Below are 586 nucleotides of genomic sequence, written 5' to 3'. Positions count from 1 at the left end.
GCCGAGGTCCGCGAGCCGCGGCGCGAGTGTTTCGCCGGCCGGATCGATGTGGGCGCCGACGGCCGAGGCGCCGAATGCGAGCGAACCGAGCATGTTCAGCCACGTGCTGCGCCAGTTGCGGGCGTGCGGATCCCACAGCGCATCGGTGTCGGTGGTGGCCACCACCGCCAGTGCGCTGCTGACGAGGAAGCACACCGACCCGACGGCGTCGGGCCGCCACACCAGGTTCCGCTCCTCGGACGCCGTCAGGCCGGCGACGAGCGCGAATCCGGTGCTCACGTTGAACGCGAGTGTGCCCGCCCACTGCACCGCGGCCGACCACCAGTCGTACCGGTCCACGCGCGTCGCCGCGGGCGGGCGGTGCGTCAGCAGCAGTTGCACGGTCGCTGCCGCGGTGAAGAACCACGAGCCCACGAAGTAGAGCAGATTCGAGGTGGCGGCGGGGAGGACGAGCACGCCGCCGGAACCCGCGGCGAACAGGGCGGAGCCGATGACGAACAGCCGCGACTCGCGGCGCAGCGTCGGCCGGGTGAACACACCCGCGAACCTAGCGGGCGCGGCCCGCCGCCGTGCAGAGGGGCGGCCC

1 protein-coding gene is annotated in these 586 nt (G+C 73.2%); it reads right to left on the bottom strand.

Translation table 11 applies throughout. The features are described 5' to 3' along the window. Nucleotides 1–537 (bottom strand): YrhK family protein (locus CQZ88_RS10960; RefSeq protein ID WP_102799750.1); only part of this gene is annotated, 537 nt, incomplete at its 3' end. Nucleotides 538–586: the final 49 nt, after the last annotated feature.

Origin of the sequence: Rhodococcus sp. ENV425 (assembly GCF_002887785.1) — a bacterium.
Taxonomy (GTDB): domain Bacteria; phylum Actinomycetota; class Actinomycetes; order Mycobacteriales; family Mycobacteriaceae; genus Rhodococcus; species Rhodococcus aetherivorans.
Note: the sequence above shows the minus strand (reverse complement) of the source record. Positions and strands in the feature narration are given on the sequence as shown.